Annotated in this window: 23 protein-coding genes; 9 read left to right on the forward strand and 14 right to left on the reverse strand. The window is 67.4% G+C overall.

Features of this window, described 5'->3' with window-relative positions; genetic code table 11:
• Window positions 1–2 precede the first annotated feature (2 nt).
• The 3 genes from U1872_RS03025 (at window position 3) to U1872_RS03035 (ending at window position 1,367) form a co-directional block, all read left to right on the forward strand.
• Window positions 3–194 carry a hypothetical protein gene (locus U1872_RS03025; protein WP_332791381.1) on the forward strand — a complete coding sequence of 64 codons (192 nt, stop codon included), beginning with the start codon at window positions 3–5 and terminating at the stop codon, window positions 192–194.
• 76 nt (window positions 195–270) lie between these two features.
• Window positions 271–1,014, forward strand: coding sequence for a nucleoside triphosphate pyrophosphohydrolase (mazG, locus tag U1872_RS03030; protein WP_332791382.1), 744 nt, complete (start codon window positions 271–273; stop codon window positions 1,012–1,014).
• A complete protein-coding gene (locus U1872_RS03035) occupies window positions 981–1,367 on the forward strand; it encodes a low molecular weight protein tyrosine phosphatase family protein (RefSeq protein WP_332791383.1) in 387 nt (128 codons plus the stop codon). The genes mazG and U1872_RS03035 overlap by 34 nt, the downstream gene beginning before the upstream one ends.
• Here the strand turns inward: U1872_RS03035 and hflX are convergent.
• The 7 genes from hflX to dusB all read right to left on the reverse strand — a co-directional run bounded on the left by hflX (window position 1,348) and on the right by dusB (window position 10,801).
• Entirely contained in the window at window positions 1,348–2,640 is a 1,293-nt protein-coding gene (gene hflX, locus U1872_RS03040) for a GTPase HflX (RefSeq protein WP_332791384.1), read from the reverse strand. The genes U1872_RS03035 and hflX overlap by 20 nt on opposite strands.
• Window positions 2,637–3,128 carry an RNA chaperone Hfq gene (gene hfq / locus U1872_RS03045; protein WP_010186442.1) on the reverse strand — a complete coding sequence of 164 codons (492 nt, stop codon included), beginning with the start codon at window positions 3,126–3,128 and terminating at the stop codon, window positions 2,637–2,639. The genes hflX and hfq overlap by 4 nt, the downstream gene beginning before the upstream one ends.
• Window positions 3,129–3,614: 486 nt before the next feature.
• Entirely contained in the window at window positions 3,615–4,988 is a 1,374-nt protein-coding gene (gene ntrX, locus U1872_RS03050; protein ID WP_332791385.1) for a nitrogen assimilation response regulator NtrX, read from the reverse strand.
• A gap of 3 nt (window positions 4,989–4,991) precedes the next feature.
• Window positions 4,992–7,220 (reverse strand): sensor histidine kinase NtrY-like, encoded by a 2,229-nt coding sequence (locus U1872_RS03055; RefSeq protein WP_332791386.1) that lies wholly within the window; start codon window positions 7,218–7,220, stop codon window positions 4,992–4,994.
• Window positions 7,221–7,314: 94 nt separating this feature from the next.
• A complete protein-coding gene (gene ntrC / locus U1872_RS03060; RefSeq protein ID WP_332791387.1) occupies window positions 7,315–8,733 on the reverse strand; it encodes a nitrogen regulation protein NR(I) in 1,419 nt (472 codons plus the stop codon).
• Window positions 8,730–9,824 carry a two-component system sensor histidine kinase NtrB gene (locus tag U1872_RS03065; RefSeq protein WP_332791813.1) on the reverse strand — a complete coding sequence of 365 codons (1,095 nt, stop codon included), beginning with the start codon at window positions 9,822–9,824 and terminating at the stop codon, window positions 8,730–8,732. The genes ntrC and U1872_RS03065 overlap by 4 nt, the downstream gene beginning before the upstream one ends.
• A complete protein-coding gene (dusB, locus tag U1872_RS03070; RefSeq protein ID WP_332791388.1) occupies window positions 9,800–10,801 on the reverse strand; it encodes a tRNA dihydrouridine synthase DusB in 1,002 nt (333 codons plus the stop codon). The genes U1872_RS03065 and dusB overlap by 25 nt, the downstream gene beginning before the upstream one ends.
• Before the next feature lie 111 nt (window positions 10,802–10,912).
• On the opposite strand from dusB, the gene ispF reads away from it, so the two are divergent.
• Genes ispF through U1872_RS03085 form a run of 3 tightly spaced genes read left to right on the forward strand, consistent with a single transcriptional unit; the run spans window position 10,913 to window position 13,183 of the window.
• A complete protein-coding gene (gene ispF / locus U1872_RS03075) occupies window positions 10,913–12,148 on the forward strand; it encodes a 2-C-methyl-D-erythritol 2,4-cyclodiphosphate synthase (protein WP_332791389.1) in 1,236 nt (411 codons plus the stop codon).
• Entirely contained in the window at window positions 12,145–12,666 is a 522-nt protein-coding gene (locus U1872_RS03080) for a hypothetical protein (RefSeq protein WP_332791390.1), read from the forward strand. Before ispF ends, U1872_RS03080 begins: the two co-directional genes overlap by 4 nt.
• Complete coding sequence (locus tag U1872_RS03085) at window positions 12,659–13,183, forward strand: CinA family protein (protein WP_332791391.1); 525 nt, start codon at window positions 12,659–12,661, stop codon at window positions 13,181–13,183. Before U1872_RS03080 ends, U1872_RS03085 begins: the two co-directional genes overlap by 8 nt.
• Here U1872_RS03085 and U1872_RS03090 read toward each other — a convergent pair.
• Window positions 13,129–13,602, reverse strand: coding sequence for a type II toxin-antitoxin system RatA family toxin (locus tag U1872_RS03090; protein ID WP_332791392.1), 474 nt, complete (start codon window positions 13,600–13,602; stop codon window positions 13,129–13,131). The genes U1872_RS03085 and U1872_RS03090 overlap by 55 nt on opposite strands.
• The gene (lipA, locus tag U1872_RS03095) at window positions 13,602–14,522 is read right to left on the reverse strand and encodes a lipoyl synthase (protein ID WP_332791814.1); all 921 of its coding nucleotides are present in this window, start codon (window positions 14,520–14,522) and stop codon (window positions 13,602–13,604) included. Before lipA ends, U1872_RS03090 begins: the two co-directional genes overlap by 1 nt.
• A 65-nt stretch (window positions 14,523–14,587) precedes the next feature.
• Here lipA and U1872_RS03100 point away from each other — a divergent pair, with 65 nt between their 5' ends.
• Window positions 14,588–15,217, forward strand: a complete 630-nt coding sequence (locus U1872_RS03100) for a carbonic anhydrase (RefSeq protein ID WP_332791393.1) — start codon at window positions 14,588–14,590, stop codon at window positions 15,215–15,217.
• A gap of 43 nt (window positions 15,218–15,260) precedes the next feature.
• Entirely contained in the window at window positions 15,261–15,707 is a 447-nt protein-coding gene (locus U1872_RS03105) for a hypothetical protein (protein WP_332791394.1), read from the forward strand.
• An 18-nt stretch (window positions 15,708–15,725) separates the two neighbouring features.
• Here the strand turns inward: U1872_RS03105 and U1872_RS03110 are convergent, their stop codons facing one another.
• Together U1872_RS03110 and aspS are read right to left on the reverse strand one after the other, a co-directional pair.
• A complete protein-coding gene (locus U1872_RS03110; RefSeq protein ID WP_332791395.1) occupies window positions 15,726–16,499 on the reverse strand; it encodes a polyphosphate kinase 2 family protein in 774 nt (257 codons plus the stop codon).
• 141 nt (window positions 16,500–16,640) lie between these two features.
• Window positions 16,641–18,437 (reverse strand): aspartate--tRNA ligase, encoded by a 1,797-nt coding sequence (gene aspS / locus U1872_RS03115; RefSeq protein ID WP_332791396.1) that lies wholly within the window; start codon window positions 18,435–18,437, stop codon window positions 16,641–16,643.
• A 173-nt stretch (window positions 18,438–18,610) separates the two neighbouring features.
• Between aspS and rnd the strand changes: the two genes are divergently transcribed.
• Window positions 18,611–19,789, forward strand: a complete 1,179-nt coding sequence (rnd, locus tag U1872_RS03120; RefSeq protein ID WP_332791397.1) for a ribonuclease D — start codon at window positions 18,611–18,613, stop codon at window positions 19,787–19,789.
• On the opposite strand, the gene U1872_RS03125 is transcribed toward rnd, so the two are convergent.
• The 3 genes from U1872_RS03125 to U1872_RS03135 all read right to left on the reverse strand — a co-directional run bounded on the left by U1872_RS03125 (window position 19,786) and on the right by U1872_RS03135 (window position 23,277).
• Window positions 19,786–21,138 (reverse strand): DUF3443 family protein, encoded by a 1,353-nt coding sequence (locus U1872_RS03125; protein WP_332791398.1) that lies wholly within the window; start codon window positions 21,136–21,138, stop codon window positions 19,786–19,788. The two genes, rnd and U1872_RS03125, sit on opposite strands and share 4 nt — an antisense overlap.
• Complete coding sequence (locus U1872_RS03130; protein WP_332791399.1) at window positions 21,135–21,623, reverse strand: DUF2844 domain-containing protein; 489 nt, start codon at window positions 21,621–21,623, stop codon at window positions 21,135–21,137. Before U1872_RS03130 ends, U1872_RS03125 begins: the two co-directional genes overlap by 4 nt.
• Window positions 21,624–21,750: 127 nt before the next feature.
• On the reverse strand, window positions 21,751–23,277 hold the full coding sequence (locus tag U1872_RS03135; RefSeq protein WP_332791400.1) for a Ppx/GppA phosphatase family protein: 1,527 nt from the start codon (window positions 23,275–23,277) through the stop codon (window positions 21,751–21,753).

The following is a 23,277-nucleotide window of genomic DNA, read 5'->3' on the forward strand; positions in this document are numbered from 1 at the left end:
GGATGGATCTGGTGTTCTTAGCGCTGTGTCTGATCCTGCCGGTGAGCGCGTTGCTGGCGCGCCGTCTGCCGATTGGCGAGACGGTCAAGATGGCGCTCGGCTGGGTGGCGATCTTCGGAATCCTCTTCATCGTCATCGCGCTGTGGCAGGGTGCGGCCAACACCGGTGCTGGACTGAGCGGACTTTTTCAATGAACCAGACGCAATTTAACATAATGTATATTATCGGACTGGCGGATCGCGGGATTGCGATGTTCGTGGGGGGCATTCGATGATCGCCCGCCTCGTCGCGATCATGGCGCGGTTGCGCGATCCCGAGACCGGTTGCGAATGGGACGTCGCGCAGGATTTCGCGAGCATCGCGCCCTATACGCTCGAGGAAGCCTATGAAGTCGCCGATGCGATCGCGCGCGACGACATGGCCGATCTCAAGGACGAGCTTGGCGACCTGCTGCTCCAGGTCGTCTTCCACAGCCGGATCGCCGAGGAAGCCGGCCATTTCGCGCTGCCCGACGTCGTCGCCGCGATCAGCGACAAGATGGAGCGCCGCCATCCGCACATCTTCGGCGATGCCGTGAATGGCGGGCACCAGCGCTGGGAACAGATCAAGGCCGAGGAACGCGCCGCCAAGGGTGCCGGTGGCGCGCTCGACGGCGTCGCGGTCGGCCTGCCCGCGCTGCTGCGCGCCGAAAAGCTGCAGAAACGCGCCGCACGCACCGGTTTCGACTGGCCCGACGCCGCCGGGGCCCGCGCCAAGATCAGCGAAGAGATTGCCGAGGTCGAGGCTGCCGCGACGCAGGACGAGCGCGAGGACGAGATTGGCGACCTGCTCTTCTCGGTCGTCAATTGGGCGCGCAAGCTGGGGGTCGACCCGGAGGCTGCGCTGCGCCGCGGCAATGGGAAATTCGAGAGCCGTTTCAAGGCGATGGAGCAAGCCGACGCCGGCTTCGACGCGCTTTCGCTCGAGGCCAAAGAGGCGTTGTGGCAACGCGTGAAGCACAGCGCGGGCAGGTGAAGCACTTCCTGTTCGTCTGCAGCCAGAACAAACTCCGCAGCCCGACCGCGGAACAGATCTTCGCCGCCTATCCCGGGATCGAGACCGACTCGGCCGGTACCAACCATGATGCCGAAAACCCGCTCACCGGCGAACTGATCGCCTGGGCTGACAGCATTTTCGTTATGGAGCTGACCCATCGCACCAAGCTGCAAAGCCGCTTTCGTCGGCATCTTCGCGGCCAGCGGATCGTCTGCCTCGACATTGCCGACGACTATGCCTTTATGGACGCCGCCTTGATCGACCTGTTGCACAAACGCATGGCGCGGCACCTGCCCCCTGCGCCCGGTACGATCAGTCGTTGCGCTGACTGAACCGTTCATAGTCGCGCTCGGCCATGCGCACGTCGTAGATCGCCTGCTCGCCCTCGACCGACTGCGACAGCACGTCACCATGCGCATGCAGCCACGCAGCCCCGGCGCCGTCGCCGGCGTCGAGCAGGATCGTGTGGCGGCGGTGGCTCGCGGTGAGCAAAGCGGCGACGGTGTCGAGCAGGCCCGCCACCCCTTCCCCGCTCAGCGCCGAGATCGCCACGACATCCTCGCGCCGCGCCGCTTCACCGAGCCATTCGGCGCGTTCATCCTCGTCGAGCAAATCGAGCTTGTTCCACGCCTCGATCCGCGGGACCGACGTTTCGACGCCGATGTCGCGCAGCACCGTCTCGACATCGTCGCGCTGCACCAGCGTGTCGGGATGCGCGATGTCGCGGACGTGGATCAGCAGATCGGCCGACACGACTTCCTCGAGCGTTGCCTTGAACGCCGCGACGAGCTGGGTCGGGAGTTCGGAGACGAAGCCGACCGTGTCCGACAGGATCGCCTTGTCGATCCCCGGCAGCGCGATCTGGCGCAGCGTCGGGTCGAGCGTGGCGAACAGCAGATCCTCGGCCATGACGTCGGCGCCGGTCATGCGATTGAACAGCGTCGACTTGCCGGCATTGGTGTAGCCGACAAGCGCGATCACCGGCCACGGTGCGCGCTGGCGGCGATCGCGGTGCAGTCCGCGGGTGCGCGAGACTTGCTCGAGCTCCTTCTTCAACCGCGCCATGCGATCGCGGATCAAGCGCCTGTCGGCCTCGATCTGCGTCTCGCCCGGGCCGCCGAGGAAGCCGAAGCCGCCGCGCTGACGTTCCAAGTGGGTCCAGCTGCGCACGAGCCGGCCCGCCTGGTAATCGAGATGGGCGAGTTCGACCTGCAAGCGCCCCTCGGCAGTTGCGGCGCGCTCGCCGAAGATTTCGAGAATCAGCCCGGTGCGGTCGATCACCTTGGCCGACAGCGCCTTTTCGAGGTTGCGCTGCTGGACCGGCGTGAGGTTCGCGTCGAACACGACGAGCTCGGCCTCGCCCATCCGCACCGTCGCGGCGAGCGCCTCGAGCTGACCCTTGCCGATCAGCGTCGAGGGCTGGAGCGTTCGAACCTTGATCGCAACGCGGTCGACCACCTCGACATGGATCGCCATGGCGAGGCCGGCGGTTTCCGCCAGCCGGGCCTCAGCATCGCGCGTCGATGCGCCGGTGTCTGGGTAAACGACGACCGCCTTGGCACCGCGCGCTACGTCGTCGCGGTCACGTTCGAAACCTGTGGTCAATCTTCGTCCGAACCTGCTGTTTCATCAGCCAAATTGAGGGGGTGCGCGGGCTGAATCGTCGAGACCGCATGCTTGTAGACGAGCTGCGCCATGCCGTCGCGCTGGAGCAGCATGCAGAACAGGTCGAACGCCGCGATCTGGCCCTGCAGCATCACGCCGTTGACGAGGAACATCGTGACGTTGTCCTCCGACTTGCGCACAGCGTTGAGGAAGATTTCCTGCAGCAACGGCTGCTTGCGCTGCGCTTCGCCGACGGCGTTGACGATCGCATCGATATCGACGCTGTTCGACGGCATGATAGTCGAGATGGCGTGCTTGTAGATCAGCTGCGACTGACCGTCGCGGCGGAGCAGCACCGAGAAATTGTCGAACCAAGTGACGATGCCCTGGAGCTTGACGCCCTTGACGAGAAACATCGTGATCGGGGTCTTGGTGCGGCGAAGCGCGTTGAGGAACAGGTCTTGCAGCGAGGTGTGCTTGTCGGCCATCGGTCGATCCTATGTTTTTGGCGGGTGGTTCCCGCAGTGCGCCGGTTCCGGCGTCGAGATGCGCCTGATTGACGCTGATGGTAATTTAGGGTGCCGGGGGCGTTTCGTCCAGCGGGTGGCGTTAGAAAGGGTGCCGCGCCGCCGCGACGGGGTGGGTGCGACCGCTGGTTTGCCCCGCGTCGCGAGCGGATAGGCTGCTCGCTGGCTCGGAAAGTCACACAAAAGTCTCACCATCGACGGCGTTGTCGGTTGCTTGCCGGTTTACCTCCGCGCGGGTTTTCGGGTCGTTGGGTCGGATGATCCTTGGTCGCTCACGATCGGACAAGCGTATCAGACTGGCGGGTAGTAGGACAACGGCGGCCCATCATTGGGCCGGGGACTGCATCAATGCCAACGGGATGCAGCGTTCAGCTGTCAGAATTCCTCTCTCGAACGCCCATATTCGAGAGCGAGCTGCCGAGCGACGCTATGGCGTCGCACGCGGCTTCAATCCTCCCGCACCTCGGTAATCCCCAGCAACTTCAGCTTCCGGTGCAACGCCGAGCGCTCCATCCCGATGAAGTTCGCGGTCCGCGAGATATTCCCCGAGAAGCGCCGGATCTGCACGCGCAGATATTCGCGCTCGAACGTCTCGCGGGCCTCGCGCAAGGGCGACCCCATGATCGCCGTCCCGCCCCCGCCCAGCTCGCCGGGATCGCCGAGAATGTCGGCGGGGAGCATGTCGAGGTCGATCCGCCCGATCCGGTCGCCCGGGGCCATGATTATCGTGCGCTCGACGATGTTGCGCAGCTGGCGGACGTTGCCCGGCCATTCGTAGGATTGCAGCGCGACCATCGCGTCGGGCGCGACCTCGGGGGTCGGCACGCGGCGCTCGGCTGCATAATGCGCCATGAAATGGTCGATCAGCGCCGGGATATCCTCGCGCCGTTCGGACAGGCCCGGGATCGCGACGGGAACGACGTTGAGGCGGTAATAGAGATCCTCGCGGAAACGCCCCTCGGCGATCTCGTGCGTCAGGTCGCGCGCGGTGGCCGAGACGACGCGGACGTCGACCTTGACCACACGCTGCCCGCCGACGCGGCTGAAGCTCTGGTCGGTCAGCACGCGCAGGATCCGGCCCTGCGTCGCCAAGGGCATGTCGGCGATCTCGTCGAGGAACAGCGTGCCGCCATGGGCCTGCTCGAGCAGGCCCGAACGGACGAGTTGCCCCCCCTCCTCCGCGCCGAACAGTTCCTCCTCGACGCGCTCGGGCGTCATGCGTGCGGCGTTGACGACGACGAACGGCGCGCTCGCGCGCTGGCTCCAGCCGTGCAGCAGCCGCGCCGCGACTTCCTTGCCGACGCCCGCCGAGCCCATGATCAGCACGCGGCTGCCCGTTGCGGCGACGCGCTTGAGCGTCGCGCGCACGCCGTTGATCGCGCCCGAGCTGCCCGTCAGGTCGTTGTTCTGCCCGACCGATTCGCGCAGCGAGGCGATTTCGCGGCGCAGGCTCTCGGTCTCGGTCGCGCGTGCGACCATCAGCAGCAGGCGCTCGGCCTCGAACGGCTTCTCGATGAAATCGGCAGCACCGCGGCGGATCGCGGCGACGGCGGTGTCGAGATTGCCGTGGCCCGAGATCATCAGCACCGGGATCGAGGGATCGCGGCGCTTGATCTCGTCGAGCAGTTCGAGCCCGTCGAGTCGCGAGCCGTGCAGCCACACGTCGAGCAGCACGAGCGACGGCCGCCGCACCGAGATCGACTCGAGCGCCGAGTCGCTGTCGGCCGCGACGCGCGCGTCATAGCCTTCGTCTTCGAGCACGCCGGCTACCAGATCACGGATATCGCGTTCGTCATCGACGACAAGGATGTCGAGGGGCATGGATCAGGTCCGGTTCTGCAGGAGGGTGGGGAATGGCGTGTCGGCGGTGCCCCCGTCGCCTCCATCGCCCGAATCGAGATTGGCCAGCAGCGCGGTGTCGAAACGCACCGTGACGATCGTGCCCCCCCCGGGGCGGTCATCGAAGGCGATCGTGCCGCAATGTTCCTCGACGATCTTCTTGACGATCGCGAGCCCGAGCCCGGTGCCGCGCGCGCGGGTCGTGACATAGGGCTCGACGATGCGGTCGCGGTTGGCCGGCAGGCCGATGCCGGTATCGGCGACGGTCAGCAGGACATGCCCCGCGCCTTCGCTCAGCGTCATCGCGATCTCGGCCGATGTCGTCTCGGTGTGCGCCTCGACCGCCTCGACCGCATTCTTGACGATGTTGGTCAGCGCCTGGCTGATCTGGCGGCGATCGCACACCAGAGCCGGGCCTGGATCGTCATGCGTCAGCACGAAGGTGATGCCGGGATGCGCGACTTCGTGGAGGAACATCGTCTGGCGCGCGAGATCGACCAGCGATTCGGTGCGGAATACCGGCTTGGGCATCCGCGCGAAGGAGGAGAATTCATCGACCATGCGGCGCAGGTCGCCGACCTGCCGGATGATCGTTTCGGTCAGCCGGCCGAAGGTCGTGTCCTCGGGATCGATCTGCTTGCCGTAGCGGCGCTGAAGGCGCTCGGCGGCGAGCTGGATCGGGGTGAGCGGATTCTTGATCTCGTGCGCGATGCGGCGCGCGACGTCCGACCAGGCGGCGCGGCGCTGATCGAGCAACTGGCCGGTAATGTCGTCGAAGGTCAGGATCGGGCCCTCGGCGGCGCGCGTGACCTTGACCGCGAGCGTGCGCGCCTCGCCGCCGCCCGCGCCGAGCTCGACGATCGCCTCGCGGTCCTTGCCGTCGAGCAGGGTCGCGAGTTCGGGCGAGACATAGCTGAGCGGCTTGCCGACCGGCGAGCCGTCGGGGCTTTCGAGCAGCGTCAGCGCCGAGCTGTTGATCAGCCGGATCGTGCCGTCGGACGCGACCGAGATGACGCCGGCGGTCACCCCCGACATCACCGCCTCGATCAGCGCGCGACGGCTTTCGAGCGCGCTGGTCTGCGCCTGCAGTCGCTCGGTCATCAGGTTGAAGGCGGTCGCGAGCGTGCCGATCTCGTCGTCGGTTTCGGGCGCCGGAACGCGCGCGGTGAGATCGCCCGAGGCGACGCGCTCAGCCGCGGACACGAGCGCGCCGACCGGGCGAACGAGGCGATCGGCGACCGCGAGCGCGGCGAAGACGACGATCGCGATGATCAGCAGCGACAGCAGCAGCAAGGCGACGTTGAAGCGCAGTTCGATCGTCTGCGAGCGCTTGAGCAGCGATTCATAATCGCTGAAGACGCTCTTGGCCTGGGCGAGGCGCTGCGTCATCTCCTTCGCGTCGAGATCGCGCTCGGTATAGACAAGATAGTCGGTGCCCGGGACGCTGGTCATCGAATGCGTCCGCGAGGCGTTGGTGCCGGTCTTGCTCACGCCGTCGCCGCGCAGCAATTGCTGGATCTCGGACACGTCGATATTCTTGACCGGATCGTAATTGGGCAGGCCGAAATAGGCGTAGCGCAGCAGGCGGCCCTTGGCGTCGATCTTGAAAAGCACCGCCGCCGAGAGACTGCGCTGATAGGCGCTCTGTTCGAACAGCTGCTGGAATTCGGGATTCCCCGGGTTCCATTTCTGCCCGACCGCCATCTTGTTGACGTCGGTCGCGAGCGCGACGGTTTCCTTTTCGACGTAGCTGAGCAGCTGGCTGTACGATTCCTGCGCGAGGTCGCGCGAATTGACGAGCATGCCGCGCGCGCTGCCCGAGAACCAGAATTCGGCGCCGAACTGGAACAGCAACGAAGCGACGACCGCGAGCAGCACGGTTGGCACGCTGGCGAGGATCGAGAAGGTCGCGACCAGGCGGACGTGCAACTGCGCGCCGCCGCCCGCCCCGACGCGCACCGCGCGCCGCTTGGCGAGCCGCCGTCCCATCAGCACGATCACCGAGCCGCAGCACAACAGGTTGGCGACGAGCATCAGCGCGACCAGCGCCGGGCTCAGCATGCGCTGCGACGCCGAGGTGCCGGCGACGATATTCCAGCTGAACAGCAGCACCCCGATCGCCAGAGTCACCGCGCCGATTTCGACGGCAGGCGAAACGCTCAACCAATCGGGTCGGAGACGGCGCAGAAAGAAAGGAGGCGTCGCTTCGCTCATCGTGACATTCCTACAACGCTTGCGTTGCAAGGAAAACACACAAAACTGTCATTTGTCGTGCGGCTGGGTCGGGTTAGCTGCGTGCGCGCCGCGATCAGGGGTCGATTCCGAGCAGATCGAGTCGTTTGCGTAGCGTGTTGCGGTTGATTCCGAGCGCGCGCGCGGCGCGCAACTGGTTCTGGCCGTGGCGCGCCAGCAGGGCCGCGATCAGCGGGCGCTCGACCTCTGCGATGATCCGATCGTAGAGCGTACCGTCGTCGAGCGCGGCGGGCTCCTCGATCGCGAGCCGTTCGAGCCGGGCGCGGACCGCCGCCTCGATCCCGGCATCCCCGGTGATCGCCGGAACGGGGATCGCGCCGCCGAGCATCGCGCGGACTTCGCCGGCGTCGATCCGCTCGTCGCGGGCGAGCACCGCGACACGGCGCATCATGTTCTCGAGCTCGCGGACATTGCCGGGCCAGTCATGGGCTTCGAGCACCGCGATCGCGTCGGCATCGAGCTGCTTGCGCGGCAGGCCGTCCTCGGCGGCGCGGTCGAGGAAATGCCGCGCGAGCAAGGCGATGTCCTGTCGCCGCGCGCGCAATGCGGGCAACGTCACGGGGACGACGTTGAGGCGGTAGAACAGATCCTCGCGGAACTGCCCGCCAGCGACGAGCTGGGCGAGCTCGCGATTGGTCGCGGCGACGATGCGGACGTCGGCACGGATCGTGCGTGCGCCGCCGACGGTGGTGAATTCGCCCGATTGCAGCACGCGCAGCAGCCGGGTTTGCGCCTCCATCGGCATGTCGCCGATCTCGTCGAGGAACAGCGTGCCCCCCGCCGCCTGCTCGAAGCGCCCGGCCGAACGCGCCTGCGCGCCGGTGAAGGCGCCGCGCTCATGCCCGAACAGCTCGGCCTCGATCAGTTCGCGAGGGATCGCCGCCATGTTGAGCGCGATGAAGGGCGAGCGACGGCGTGGTCCCAGATCATGGATCGCGCGTGCGACGAGTTCCTTGCCCGTGCCCGATTCGCCCGAGACGAGCACGGTGAGGTCGTTCGACACGACGCGTGCGATGATGCGGTAGACGTCCTGCATCGCCGGCGATCGCCCGATCAGCGGCAGCGCGCGGTCCTCCGCCTCGATCGGCTCGGCGATTTCGCCCGACCCGCGCGACAGCGCGCTCTGCACGGTGCGCGACAGCGCGTCGAGATCGAACGGTTTCGGCAGGTAATCGAACGCGCCGACTTCGGTCGAGCGCACCGCGGTGGTCAGCGTGTTCTGCGCCGACAGCACGATGACGGGGAGCCCCGGGTGTGCGCGGACGACGCGGTCGACGAGGTCGAGCCCATTGCCGTCTGGCAGCTTGACGTCACTGATCAGCACGTCGGGCAAGGCGGTCGCGAGCTGCACCTCGGCCTCGGCGATCGTCGCGGCGGTCAGCACGCGGTGCCCGTCGCGTTTCAACGCCTGGCCGACGACGGTGCGGATCGCGGCGTCGTCGTCGAGGACGAGGATGCTGCCCGTGCGGGTCACGCATCGCCTCGCGGTAGCAGGATGCGAAAGACAGTCATTGGCGGGGTTCCCTCGCGCGCGAACTGGATGATCCCGCCCATGTCGCGCACCAGCTTGTCGACGAGCGCGAGGCCGAGCCCCTGCCCCTCGGGCTTGCCCGAGATGAACGGGTCGAACAGATGGTCGGCAATGTCGGCGGGTGGGCCGGGGCCATTGTCGCTCACGCAGATCTCGATCGGCAAGGGCTGGCGCGGCTTGCCCGGCGCCGGCGACACCGCCATGCCGTGGCGATAGGCGGTGGCGAGCGTGATCCGCGCGTCGGCCTGTTCGCGCGTCGCCTCGCTGGCATTCTTGAGGAGGTTGAGCACGACCTGGAGCGTCGCGTCGCGATCGATCTGGACGGTCGGGAGCGACGGATCGAAGCGTTCGTCGATCGTCACGTGGCGCGCGAAGCCGGCGAGCGCGACGCGGCGGGCGTGACCCAGCAGCGGATAGATATTCTCGGGCGCGAGCTTCAGGGGGCGCGTATCGGTGAAGTCCTGCATCCGGTCGATCAGCGCGGCGATGCGGTCGACTTCGGTGGTGATCAGCGTGGTGAGTTCCTCGGCCCCCTTCCCCTTCGACAGCAATTGCGCTGCGCCGCGGATTCCCGAGAGAGGGTTCTTGATCTCGTGCGCGAGCATCGCCGCAGCACCGATCGCGGCGCGCGCGGCCGCCGCACGGTCGGCGCTGTGGCCCATCCGGCGCGAAGTGGCGGCATGATGCAGCGTGATGGTATGCCAGCCGGGATGATCGGCGACGCGCGTCTCGATATAGTCGACGCGGATCTTGCCGCCGCGCTTGAGTGCGATCTCGGTGTCGAAGGCGGCGAGACCGTGATTGTCGCGCGCATTGGGCTGGCTCGGCGGGGTCATCACCGATGCGAGTGGATGCCCCAGCATCGCGCGTTCGGACAGGTTGAGCAGCGTCTCGCATTCGGCATTGGCGTGGACGACGCAGGACCGGTCATCGACCACCAGCACCGCGACCGGCAGCGCGGCGAACAGTTCGGCGAAATCCGGGCCCCCGCCCCCAAGCGTCGCCGGGCTCACGCGGCGGCGCGGCTGCACCAGGGGGCGTAGAATTCGGCGAGCATCGCCTGCACGACCTTGGGATCGGGAATCTGGTTGACCTTGTTACGGAATTCGGCCGAGCCATGAAGGCCGCGCGTGTACCAGCCGATATGCTTGCGCGCCATGTTGACGCCGGTCTCATTGCCATAATGGCTGAGCATCGCTTCGTAATGCTCTGAGATCACTGTATATTGCTCTTCGATCGACGGATCGGCGACGCGGCGGCCGGTGGCGAACCATTCCATCACCTGGCCGAGCAGCCACGGGCGGCCATAGGAGCCGCGGCCGATCATGATGCCGTCGGCGCCCGACTGGTCGAGCGCCGCTTCGGCATCCTCGATCGAATTGATGTCGCCATTGGCGATCACCGGGATGCTGACCGCATCCTTGACCGAGCGGATGAACGCCCAGTCGGCATTGCCCTTGTACATCTGGTTGCGCGTGCGGCCGTGGACGGTGACGAGCTTCACCCCGAGATCCTGCGCGATCTGCGCGAGTTCGGGCGCGTTGAGGCTCGAATGGTCCCAGCCCATCCGCATCTTGAGCGTGACGGGCACGCTGACCGCATCGACGACACCCTTGATGATCGCGCCCGCGGTGTCGAGATCGCGCATCAGCGCCGAGCCGGCATCGCCATTGGTGACCTTGCGCACCGGGCAGCCCATGTTGATGTCGATGATCGCGGCACCGCGATCCTCGCTCAATTTGGCCGCCTCGCCCATTTCATACGGCGTGCAGCCGACCAACTGCATCGACACGGGATTCTCGATCGGTGCCCAGGCGGCTTTTTGCAGCGACTGGCGCGTCTCGCGGATCGCGGCCTGGCTGGCCACCATCTCGGTGACGTTGAGCCCAGAGCCATAGCGCCGCACCAGCGTGCGGAACGGCATGTCGGTGACGCCCGTCATCGGCGCGAGGATCACCGGGGAGGCGATTGTCACGGGGCCAATCTGGAGCGGGGCGAGGCGCGAAGTCACGGGATAGGGTCTGCCTGAAAAACGGGCAGCCTATAGGGGAAAGGGCGGGAAGCGGCAAGCATGTGCGGCTGGGCTGGCGGGTCGCCCCGGCTTGGGCTAGGCGCTCATCGCATGACGAACCCCCGCACCGCTGCGTTGATCGTCGCCGCCGGCACCGGCGTGCGCTCGGGCAGTGCTATCCCCAAGCAATATGCGCCGCTTGGCGGCAAGGCCGTGCTGGCGCATTCTTATGCCGCGTTGTCGGCGCATCCGGCGATCGAGCGGGTGATCGTGGTGATTGGCGCCGGGCAGGAAGCGGCGTTGCGCGCGGCTGTAGGCGAGGTGGAGTATGTCATCGGCGGCGCGACGCGTCGGCTCTCGGTACTCGCCGGCCTGGAAGCGCTCGATCGTCGCCCCGGCGAAGGCCGGGGTCGCCCCGTTTCAGCGGACGGCGCGAGCCACGCAGCGGCCCCGGCCTCCGCCGGGGCGACGGATGGGGTGGCGCGCGTCCTGGTCCACGACGCCGCCCGTCCGTTCCTCAGCAACGCCGTCATCGACCGCCTGCTTGTCGCGCTCGACGAGCATGACGGCGCCGTCCCCGCCCTCCCCGTAGCCGACACGCTCGCCAAGGGTGATGCCGCGCTCGGTGAGACAGTCCCGCGCGACTCGCTGCATCGCATCCAGACGCCGCAAGCCTTCCTCTTTCAAACCGCCCTCGCCGCACATCGCGGCTGGACCGGCGACGAACCGACCGACGACGCCCAGATGGTGCGGGCCGCCGGGGGCAGCGTCGCCTTGGTCGCAGGAGACCCCATGCTCGAAAAGATCACCCACCCCGCCGATTTCGCCGCCGCCGAGGACCGTCTCGCCACCACGATGCGCACGCGCATGGCGACCGGCTTCGACGTCCACCGGCTCGAAGTCGGCGAGGAACTCTGGCTCGGCGGTGTGCGCATTCCGCACGACAAGGGCCTGTCGGGGCATAGCGACGCCGATGTCGCGCTCCACGCGATCACCGATGCGCTGCTCGGCACGATTGCGGCGGGGGACATCGGCACGCACTTCCCGCCGAGCGACCCACAATGGCGCGGGGCCGATTCGGCGCAGTTCCTGCAACATGCCGCCTCGCTCATCACCGAGCGCGGCGGGATCATCGATTTCGTCGACCTGACCTTGATGTGCGAGGAGCCCAAGATCGGCCCGCACCGCGCCGCGATGCGCGATCGGATCGCAGACCTCTTGCAGCTCGACACGGATCAGGTCAGCATCAAGGCGACGACGACCGAGCGGCTCGGCTTCACCGGGCGCGGCGAAGGCATTGCGGCGCAGGCGGCGGCGACGGTTCGGGTTCCAGGGGGCAAGAAATGAGGCGGCTGACGACACTCGCGGCACTCTGGATCGGGGCGACCGCGACGGTTGCCGCGCAGGCGGCGCCCGCCGACCTGCCATGCCTGACCGAGCAAGAGGGGCAGTCGCTCGTCGTGCTCGTGCTCCCCGACGTGCTCGACGCCGTCGGCAAGACCTGCGCGACAGCACTTCCGCCCGCGGCGACGCTGCGCGGCGGCCTGCCAGCGCTGGTCGCGCGCTACCGCGGCAATGGCGACGCCGCCTGGATCGCTGCAAAGCCTGCGATCGGCAAGCTCGGCGGCGAACAGTTCAAGGACATGAACCCCGACGTGCTGCGGCCGCTGCTGACGACGATCATGGGTCCGTTGATCGCCAAGGACATCAAGCCGCGTGATTGCCCGCGGATCGACCGCATCACCGGGCTGCTCGCCCCCCTGCCCGTCGCCAACACCGCGGCGCTGGTGGTCGAACTGTTCCAGCTCGGCACCGACCGCACCAAGACGCGCGCGCCCTTCTCGATCTGCCCGACCCATGAATAAGATCGATTCGATCCTGCCCGACGAACTGGTCGAGGCGGCGCGCAAGGTCGTCGCCGCCAATCTCGCCGCCGGGCGCCGCGTGACGCTGGCCGAGAGCTGCACCGGGGGCCTAGTCGCCGCCGCGCTCACCGAAATTCCGGGCTCGTCCGATATGTTCGAGAGCGGCTTCGTGACCTATTCGAACGACGCCAAGCTCGAAATGCTCAACGTCAGCGCCGACGTGCTCGAGACCTTCGGCGCGGTGTCGGTGGCAACGGCATGGAGCATGGCGCAGGGTGCACTCGAGGCGACCGGCGCCGACATCGCCGTGGCGATCACCGGCGTCGCGGGGCCAGGCGGCGGGACCGAGCGGAAGCCGGTCGGCACGGTCGTATTCGCACGCGCCGAGCGCGGTGCCGATCCCGGCCATGTCGTCGCCGATCGCAAGGATTTCGGCGACCTCGGTCGCGGCGGCGTGCGGCTTCAGGCGGCGCTGTGTGCGCTCGAACTGCTGCTGCCGCCTGCGGGCGACGCGTAGAGCACCGCGGCGCGTTCCTCGAACGCGCCGATCATCTTGCGCAGCGCGGTGCCGAACACCTGCCCTGCGAGCATCTCGAACACGCGGTTCTTGAAGGCGAAGTCGACGGTGAAGTCGACCGCGCAGCCGGTGCCGTCGGGGCGGAACACCCAGTCGTTGCGCAGATATTTGAGCGGCCCGTCGAGATATTCGACATGGATGCGATTGGGTCGTTCCTTGTCGACCTTCGACGTGAAGGTCTCGCGCAGGCCCTTGAAGCCGACGATCATGTCGGCGGTCAGCTCGGTCGCGCTGTTCGACCGGACGCGGATCGCCGACACCCACGGCAGGAACTCGGCATAGCGGCCGACATCGGCGACCAGATCGAACATCTGCTCGGGGCTATAGGGCAGTCGCCGCGTTTCGGAATGGCGCGGCATCAGCGGACGGTAAGCTTGGCCTCCCGCGCGGCGCGCAGGCGGGCAAAGTCGTCACCGGCATGATAGCTCGACCGCGTCAGCGGCGAGCTCGCGACGAGCAGGAAGCCTTTCGCGCGAGCGATCGCGGCATAGGCGTCGAAGGCGGCGGGGGTGACGAAATCGAGCACCTTGGCGTGCCGCGGGGTCGGCTGGAGATATTGCCCCATCGTCAGGAAATCGATTTCGGCCGAGCGCATGTCGTCCATCACCTGATGGACCTCGAGCCGCTCCTCGCCGAGCCCGAGCATCACGCCCGACTTGGTGAAGATCCGCGGGTTGTGGCGCTTGACGCTCTCGAGCAGCCGCAGCGAGGCATAGTAGCGCGCGCCGGGACGGATCGTCGTATAGAGCCGCGGGACGGTCTCGAGGTTGTGGTTGTAGACATCGGGGCCAGCCTCGATAATCGACTCAACGGCGGCCTGCGCCTTGTTGCGGAAATCCGGAGTAAGGATTTCGATCGTCGTGTGCGGCGTCGTGGCGCGCAACGCCTGGATCACCTTGACGAATTGCGAGGCCCCGCCGTCGGGCAGATCGTCGCGATCGACCGAGGTGACGACGATGTGCTGCAACCCCATCTGCGCCGCCGCATCGGCAACGTTCTGCGGCTCGAGCGTGTCGACCGCGCGTGGCATGCCCGTCTTCACGTTGCAGAAGGCGCAGGCGCGCGTGCAGGTGTCGCCAAGGATCATCACCGTCGCGTGCTTCTTGCTCCAGCATTCACCGATGTTTGGGCAAGCCGCTTCCTCGCACACCGTCGTCAGGCTTTTCGAGCGCATCAGTTCGCGGGTCGCGGCGAAGCCGGCCGAGGTGGGCGCCTTCACCCGCAGCCAGTCGGGCTTGCGTTCGCGGGGCGGGCGGGCGAGCGGGGACATCTCGTTCATGGGGTGCAGATAGCGACTGCGGTCGCGGCTTGCCACCCCCTCCTGTCCTTCGCTAAAGCGCGCTCATGACCGATTTCACCGACCTCCTTGGCGGCTATCGCCGCTTCCGCACCACCGGATACGAGCGCCAGCGCGAGCGGTGGGCCGAATTGTCGGAAGGCCAGAGCCCCAAGGTCATGGTGATCGCCTGCTCGGACAGCCGAGTCGATCCGGCGCAGGTGTTCGATACCTCGCCCGGCGAGATCTTTGTGGTGCGCAATGTCGCCAATCTGGTGCCGCCGTTCGAGCTCGACGGGTCGCGCCACGGCGTCTCGGCGGCGCTCGAATTCGCGGTCAACCAGCTCGAAGTGGATGAGATCGTGGTGATGGGCCACGGCTCGTGCGGTGGTGTCCACGCCGCGCTGACGCGCGCATTCGAGGGCAAGGCGCCGGGCGAAGGCGGCTTCATCGCGCACTGGATCGACATGCTCGATGGCGCGCGCGACCGGATTGTCGCCGAGCATGGTACCGGGCCCGCCGCGATTCGCGAGATGGAACTCGAGACGGTCCGCGTCAGCCTCGCCAACCTGCGCAGTTTCCCCAACATCCGCGACGCCGAGGCGGCGGGAACGCTGCGGTTGCGCGGCGCCTATTTCGCGATCGCCGACGGCGTGCTGCACGTGATGGACGACACGGGCGCATTCGCGCCGGCCTGACAGGTCGATTGCCCGATTCGTTGCGGTGGCCTAGCAAGGCGGCATGAGACCCAACACGCTCCGGACGCTGCGCCGCTATCATCATTATCTCGGGCTGTTCTTCGCGCCGATGATCCTGCTCTTCTCGGTCAGCGGCGCGCTGCAGACCTTCCGGCTGCAGGAGGCCCGCGGCTACGGTGGCACCCCGCCGAACTGGATCGTCTGGCTGGCGGCGGTGCACAAGGATCAGGCCCCGCCGCGGCCGCCCCGGGCGGAAAAGCCGCAGGCCGAGGGCAGCGTGACCAAGCCGCGCGCCGAGACCCGCCAGGCGGGGCCGAAGCGCCCCTCCCCGCTCCCGCTCAAGATCTTCGTCGTCCTGCTGTCGATCGCGCTGGCGCTCTCGACGATCACCGGCATGGTGATCGCGCTCTCGATCCGCACGATGCGGCGCACGTCGGTGCTGCTGCTGATTGCAGGCGCGATCGTACCGATCGTGTTGCTCTGGGTCTGACCCGCCGGGCGCTGGGCCTCAGCCGTCCAGCGCCTTGCGGGCGATCGCCTCGATCTCGGGATCGAGCGCGGGCGGCGTCATGTCGACATGCGCCTCGAGTCGCTCGGCGATCGCGGTCAACGCCGCGATCCGCCCGGCCTTCTTGTCATTGCCGTCGATCACCACCCAAGGCGCCCAGCGCGTGTCGGTGCGTTTGAACATGTCGTGCATCGCCTCGAGATATTCGGGGCGCTTGGCACGGTTGCGATAATCGTCGGCGCCGGTCTTCCAGCGCTTCCACGGATGGTCGAGCCGGTCTTCGAGCCGCTTGTCCTGCTCCTTGGTCGAGACATGGACGAACAGTTTGATGATCGTCGTGCCCGAATCGGCCTGCTGCGCCTCGAACTCGTTGATCTCGTCATAGCCGCGTTTCCACTCGGCGTCCTTGGCATAGCCTTCGACGCGTTCGACCAGCACGCGGCCGTACCAGCTGCGATCGAACACCGCGATATCGCCGCAGGCCGGCAGCTTCTGCCAGAATCGCCACAGGAAATGGCGGTCGAGCTCGTCCTGCGTCGGCGCCTTGATCGGCCACACCTCGAAATTGCGCGGATCCCAATTGGCGCACAGTCGCTGGATGATCCCGCCCTTGCCCGCCGCATCCCAGCCTTCGAGCAGGACGATCGCGCGCTTGCGGTGGACGATGTGAGCCACCTGGATCTGCGACAGGCGCTTCTGCAGCTTTTTCAGCGCCGCGTCGTAATCGCCGTCGTAGGACTTGCCCGATTCGTAGTCGGAGAGTTCGATCGTCAAATCCCCCTCCCGCTTGCGGGAGGGGTTAGGGGAGGGAATGGGGGAAAAGCTGGCATCCTCATGACATGCCCTCCCCCAGCCCCTCCCGCAAGCGGGAGGGGAGTTTTAGGGCCACCCTCGCGAGCAAGCGGGCGCTGGAGCTTATGCTAGCTTCACGGCGTCGGCGGTCGAGCGCAGGTTCAGTTCCTTCAGCTGCTTGGGCGTCGCGAAGTTGGGCGCGCCCATCATCAGATCCTCGGCCTTCTGCGTCATCGGGAAGGTGATGACCTCACGGATGTTGGGTTCGTCCGCCAGCAACATGACGATCCGGTCGACGCCCGGCGCCGAACCGCCGTGCGGCGGCGCGCCGAACTTGAAGGCGTTGATCATGCCGGCGAAGTTGGTGTCGACATCGGCCTGGGTGTAGCCGGCGATCTCGAACGCCTTGTACATGATCTCGGGGCGATGGTTGCGGATCGCGCCAGAGGACAGCTCGATGCCGTTGCAGACGATATCGTACTGGAAAGCGAGGATATCGAGCGGGTCCATCGTCTCGAGTGCTTCCATCTCGCCCTGCGGCATCGAGAAGGGGTTGTGGCTGAAATCGACCTTCTTGGCGTCCTCGTCATATTCGAACATCGGGAAATCGACGATCCAGCAGAATTCGAAGCGCTTGTCGTCGATCAGGCCGAGCTGGTCGGCAACGCGCGTGCGCGCGAGGCCGGCGAGCTTCGCCGCCTGCGCCGCCTTGCCGGCCGCGAAGAAGAGGCCGTCGTTGGGCCCCAGGTCGAGCGCTTCGGCGATAGCCTTCATCCCGTCCTGGCCGTGGTTGTTGGCGATCGGGCCGCCGAACACGCCGTCCTTCTGCGTCGCATAGCCGAGGCCCGGGAAGCCCTCGCTCTGCGCCCAGCTGTTCATCTCGTCGAAGAACTTGCGGCTCTTCTCGTGCGTGTTGGGCGCCGCGATCGCGCGGACGACGTCGCCGCCCTCGACCATCGAGGCGAAGCGGCCGAAGCCCGAGCCCTTGAAGTGCTCGGACACGTCGGTGATGATCAGCGGGTTGCGCAGGTCGGGCTTGTCGTTGCCATATTTCAGCATCGATTCGCGGTACGGGATGCGCTTGAACGGCAGCGCCGAGACGGTGCGGCCCTTGCCCTGCCAGTTGGCGAATTCCTCGAACACGCCGTGCAGCACGGGCTCGATCGCGGCGAAGACGTCGTCCTGCGTGACGTAGCTCATCTCGAAATCGAGCTGGTAGAATTCGCCCGGCGAACGATCGGCACGCGCATCCTCGTCGCGGAAGCACGGCGCGATCTGGAAATAGCGATCGAAACCGGCGACCATCAGCAGCTGCTTGAACATCTGCGGTGCCTGCGGGAGCGCGTAGAACTTGCCGGGATGAACGCGGCTCGGGACGAGATAATCGCGCGCGCCTTCTGGCGAGGAGGCGGTGAGGATCGGCGTCTGGAATTCGGTGAACCCCTGCCCGATCATCCGCTGGCGCAGCGACGAAATGACGTTCGAGCGCAGCAGGACGTTGGCGTGGAGCCGCTCGCGACGCAGATCGAGATAGCGATACTTGAGTCGGATTTCCTCAGGGTATTCGGCCTCGCCGAACACCGGCATCGGCAACTCGTGCGCGACCGACTGGACCACGACGTCGCGCGCGCGGATCTCGATCTCACCCGACGGCAGATTGGCGTTCACCGTCTCGGCCGAGCGCGCGACGACGTCGCCGGTGATCGTCACGACCGACTCGGCGCGCAGCTTGTCGAGCACGCCATGTGCCGGGCTGTCGCTGTCGGTGACGATCTGGGTAATGCCGTAATGATCGCGCAGATCGACGAACAGCAGGTTGCCGTGGTCGCGCTTGCGGTGGATCCAGCCCGAGAGCTTGACCGATGTGCCGACGTCCGAAGCGCGGAGCTGGGCGCAAGTATGGGTGCGATAAGCGTGCATAGATCTTCTCATGTTCGTCGCCCCGGCGAAGGCCGAGGCCGCTGTGTATCGGAGCGCAACGCGTGACAACGCAGCGGCCCCGGCCTCCGCCGGGGCGACGGCGAATATGGTCGATGCGCTTCCCTCCCTCACCCACCTTTGTCAAGGCGCTCTACCCTCGCTATGGGATTGGGATGCATATCCATCCGCTCATCACCGACAGTGCCACCCTCGCCAATTTGTGCGCGCGTTTGTCCCAATCCGACTTCGTCTGCGTCGACACCGAGTTCATGCGCGAGAACACCTTCTGGCCCGAACTGTGCCTGATCCAGATCGCCGACGAGCATGAGGCGGCGGCGATCGACCCGCTGGCGCAGGGGCTCGACATGAGCCCGCTGCTCCAGCTGATGGTCAACAATGAGGACGTGCTGAAGGTCTTCCACGCCGGCGGGCAGGATCTCGAGATCGTCTACAACCTGACCGGCACGACGCCGCACCCGCTGTTCGACACGCAGGTCGCAGCGATGGCGCTCGGCCAGGGCGAGCAGATCGGTTACTCCAACCTTGTCGACGCCTATCTCGGCATCACCGTCGACAAGGGCGCGCGCTTCACCGACTGGAGCCGCCGCCCGCTCGACGCGCGTCAGATCGAATATGCGATCGGCGATGTGACGCATCTCGCCAAGATCTTCCCCAAGATGCTCGAACGGCTGCGCAAGACCGGGCGTGGTGCGTGGCTCGACCAGGAGATGGAGCGGCTCGGCGACCCCAAGAATTACGCCAACGACCCCGAGGAAGCCTGGCGCCGGATCAAGGTGCCGAGCCGCAAGCCCGAGGTGCTCGGTCGCCTCAAGGCGCTGGCGCGCTGGCGCGAGATCGAGGCACGGGGCAAGGATCTGCCGCGCGGGCGGATCGTCAAGGACGAGACGATCGCCGATCTTGCGGGGCATGCGCCCAAGCGGCAGGCCGATCTCGCCAAGGTGCGCGGGCTGTCGGCCACCTGGGCGCAGAACGACATCGGCGCGCGGTTGATGGCGGCGCTCGAGCATGCCGTGCCGATGTCGGCCGACGAGCTGCCGTCGCGCGACGATCGCAAGCCCGGGATGGGCAAGGACGGCGCGCTCGTCGCCGATCTGCTCAAGCTGCTGCTCAAGATCCGCTCAAAGGAAATCGACGTCGCGGCGCGGCTGCTGGCGCGGGGCGACGACATCGACGCGCTCGCCGGTGGGCAACGCGAGGGGCTCTCGATCCTCGAGGGCTGGCGCTACGATCAGTTCGGGCGCGATGCGCTCGACCTGGTCGAGGGGCGGCTTGCCTTCGCCGTCGTCAACGGCAAGCTCAAGATGACGCGGACCGAGGACGCCGCGGTCTAGAAGGCGACGAAAGGCCCCGGCCGACCACCCGCCGTCCGCCCCTCGATCGCGGTGTAGACGCTGCGCCCGAAGTAGAAGGGCGCGCCGAAATCGAAGCTGTTCGACGACGCGAGCGGCGGCGTGACGAGGGTCGGGTTGACCCCGAGCCCCGGCGCCGCGCTCGACGAACCCGCGACGTCGAGCGGGCTGTAGAGTGTGAAGGCGGCACTCGCGCTCGCGCCGCTGGTCCCGGTCACCGTTGGCGACAGGAGGAGCGGCGAAGCGGGACAATAAAAAGCGGTGAAGTTGGTGCGCGTGCAGGCGGTGATCGCCGCATCGAGGAAGAAATAGTGCGTACTGCCACTGTCGATGAAGCTCTGCGGTAGCGTTTTGCCATTGTAGGTCGCGGTGAGCAGGCCCGGCCCGAGCCGGCTGGTCGAGGTCGTCAACGGAACGATCGACGTGGCAGAAAGCAAATTGTTCGTTTGCGTCCCGATCCCGAAAGTGACCGTGCCGGTAAGCGTGGCGACGCCGCGTTGCGGCACCGCTGGCAAGGTGATGATCGTCCCATTATTGTTGGTGGCGAAGGCGGCGACCGGATTGGGCAATTGTTCGAACGGGGCGGTCTCGTTCGGCGCACGCGCGATAATGCTGCCGCATCCGCCAACTGGACAATCGTAATAGATCGCCGCTGCCGATCCACCCGCGCCGGCGCAGAAGGTGCCGCAATCGGTCGCCGTGCTGCCGATGCCGATGACGCCGTTGGCGCCGAAATCCTGCACCGTCACGACACCCGAGCCGCCGCCCGACGAGCAGCCCGACGGAACCGTGGCGAAGCGGCCGGTATCGCCGATCACCTGGAACGGCATGGCGGCAACGCGCTCGCCCGCGATCGCGAAATCGGCGCTGCGGACCGATCCGAAGACGTAGGAATTGACGTATTGATAGCATTCGCCGACCGGATTGCCCGTGCTCGCGGTTGCCGTCGGCAGGGCGGCGAGTAGGCTCGGCGTGAGCGCCGATTGGATTACCCGCAGGCCGACCGACCCGGTATCGAGGATGATATGATCGATTGTCTGGCAGTTGCTCGCTGATCCCGGCGCGCAGAGCGTCACGGTCACGAAGGGCTGGTTGAAGGCGGTGTAGCCCTTGCTGCCGACGGCGAGCGCCGCCGGCCCGGCGTCGAACGTGACCGCCGCGACATTGGTGAGCACCGCGGGCGCAGGCGTGGACGTGGCGGTCGCGGTCGGGGACCCCGTCGTGCCGGACGGGACCGCCACGACGGCCGGCGCGCTGCTGGAGCCGCCACCGCTGCAACCGGCGAGGGTGGCCGCGGCGAGCAGGCCGATCAGCGCGGCGATACGCCTCACGGTTGAACCGTAAGCGTCGTGCGGTCGAAACCGCTGGGGGCGAGCGACGGGATCAGCGCGGCGCCGTAGAACCAGCCCATATGGCCGCCGGTCTGGATTTGCAGGTCGGGCTCGGCGACGATCGCCGGGCGGCGCAGGCCGAGGATCCGATGACCGACGGCAGCGGTGGGCCCCGTGCTCCCCTGGAGTGCGGCGAAATGCCGCCCGAGCAGCGCGCGCAGATCGGGCTTGCCCGGACCGGACCAGCTGACCGCGAAGACCTGACCGCGGGCGTTGGTGAACTCGCGTACCGTTCCGCCAGTATCGCGCGTCAGATCGTGGCGGGCGTAGGCGCCCCTGTCGACCGATGCGAGGCGGGCCCGCATCCGTACGCTATCGGCGCGTACTGCGGCGACGTCGCCGCCGAGATCGGCCTGCGCGGGAAACGGGGCCAGCCCGCCGACCAGCAGACAGGCTGCGATCCGGAACCCTGCACGTTGCACCATTCGACACCCCACCGCGCACGTCGCCTTCGGACCGAGACTGCGGAGCGCCACCCGGCGAACCGTCGTAATACCAAGAGTATGGCCAAGCGGCGGAGTGTCAAGCCGGGGGAGGACCGCTGCGCGCCGACTATCCGACGATTGCAGCCTTGCGACCGAGCGCGGTTGCCAAGGCGGCATGGCGACGCTCGACCGTCTCGCTGTAGAGCGCATGATCGGCCGCTGCGACGCTGAGCGTGAGGATCGCGCCGTCGTCGGCGAGCGCGGAGCGTTGCAACGGGCCGGCGAGGCCGCCGCTCATCCGCTGCCCGAGCCGCATCGCCAGCCCCCACTGCACCGCACGCTTGAGGTCGACCGCGCTGGCGAGCACCGCGAGCGGCGCGGGCGTGTTCGTGCCTCCGCCAAGGCTGGTGTGCAACGCCTGCGCGATCAGGGCGCGACCGCGCGCGTCGATCGCCACCCAATTGCCGTGCAGCGCTACCTCGACGCCGCGTTCGGCACGAAACTCTGGGTTGGCGCGCCAGCCGACATCGGCGAGCAGACACGCCGCGAGCCGCAGCCGCACCATGTCGGGCGCGTCGCGCGCGAACAGTGGCGCGATCCAGCGGTCGAGCAGGTCACCATGTTCGGCGAAGCGGCCATGACGGCGGCCCTCGTCGCGCGCGGCGACGATCAGCGGATCCTGTGCGCGCACGCTCGGGGCGAGCGCGCCGTAGAGCAGACCCTCGCGCAGGCCGAAAGCGGACACGACGGTGGTTTCGCTGTGGAGATGCTTGAGCAGCACGACGAGCAGAGCGGTGGCGTCGCCGAGCGTCGCGGCGCGGCCGGCAGAGAGGCCGGGGATCGCGCGCAGCCAGCCCTTGTTGACGTGCGCGATGGTGCGGCCCATCCGCGCGATCGCATCGACCGACATCGCATATTCGTGGATCACCGGCAGCGGATAGCTGTTGAGGTGCATGTCGAGCCGCGCCAGCGCGCGCCACGATCCGCCGACGAGATAAAGCGGCAGGCCGGCGCCCTTGCCGGTCCAGCCCGCGGCTTCGAGCGCCCGCGCGACCTCGCGCTGGAGCGCGCCGACGCCGCGATCGCGGATCGCGCCGATCCGCAAGACACCGAGCGGGAAGGAGACGCGCTCGCCGACCGTCCCGTTCCGGATGCGGATCAGTTCGAGGCTGCCGCCGCCGAGATCGCCGACGATGCCGTCGGCAAGCGGGATCGCCGAAAGCACGCCGTAGCCGGCGCCGGTCGCTTCCTGCTCGCCGGTGAGCAGTTCGACGTCGAGCCCGAGCGCGCGGGCGGTGTCGAGCAGCACAGCGCCGTTCGAAGCATCGCGTACCGCGGCGGTGGCGACGGTGCGCAGCTGCGTCACCTCCATTTCGCGCGCGACGGCGGCGAAGCGTGCGAGCGCGTCGCTCGCGACAGTGAGCCCCGATTCGGCGATTGCCCCCGTCTCGGCGAGGCCGCGGCCAAGGCCCGCCATGACCTTTTCGTTGAACAGCGTCGCGGGCAGCCGCTCCGGCCCCTGATAGACGACCAGGCGGATCGAATTGGAGCCGATGTCGATGATCGCAGTGCGCGGCGCGTCAGGCGTTCCGGGGCGGCTGGACACACCGCCGCCGCTGATCGCGGCGGACGGGCGGGACTCGAGCGTGGCCAT

Origin of the sequence: Parasphingomonas frigoris, from assembly GCF_036663815.1 — a bacterium.
In the GTDB taxonomy this organism is placed as follows: domain Bacteria; phylum Pseudomonadota; class Alphaproteobacteria; order Sphingomonadales; family Sphingomonadaceae; genus Sphingomonas.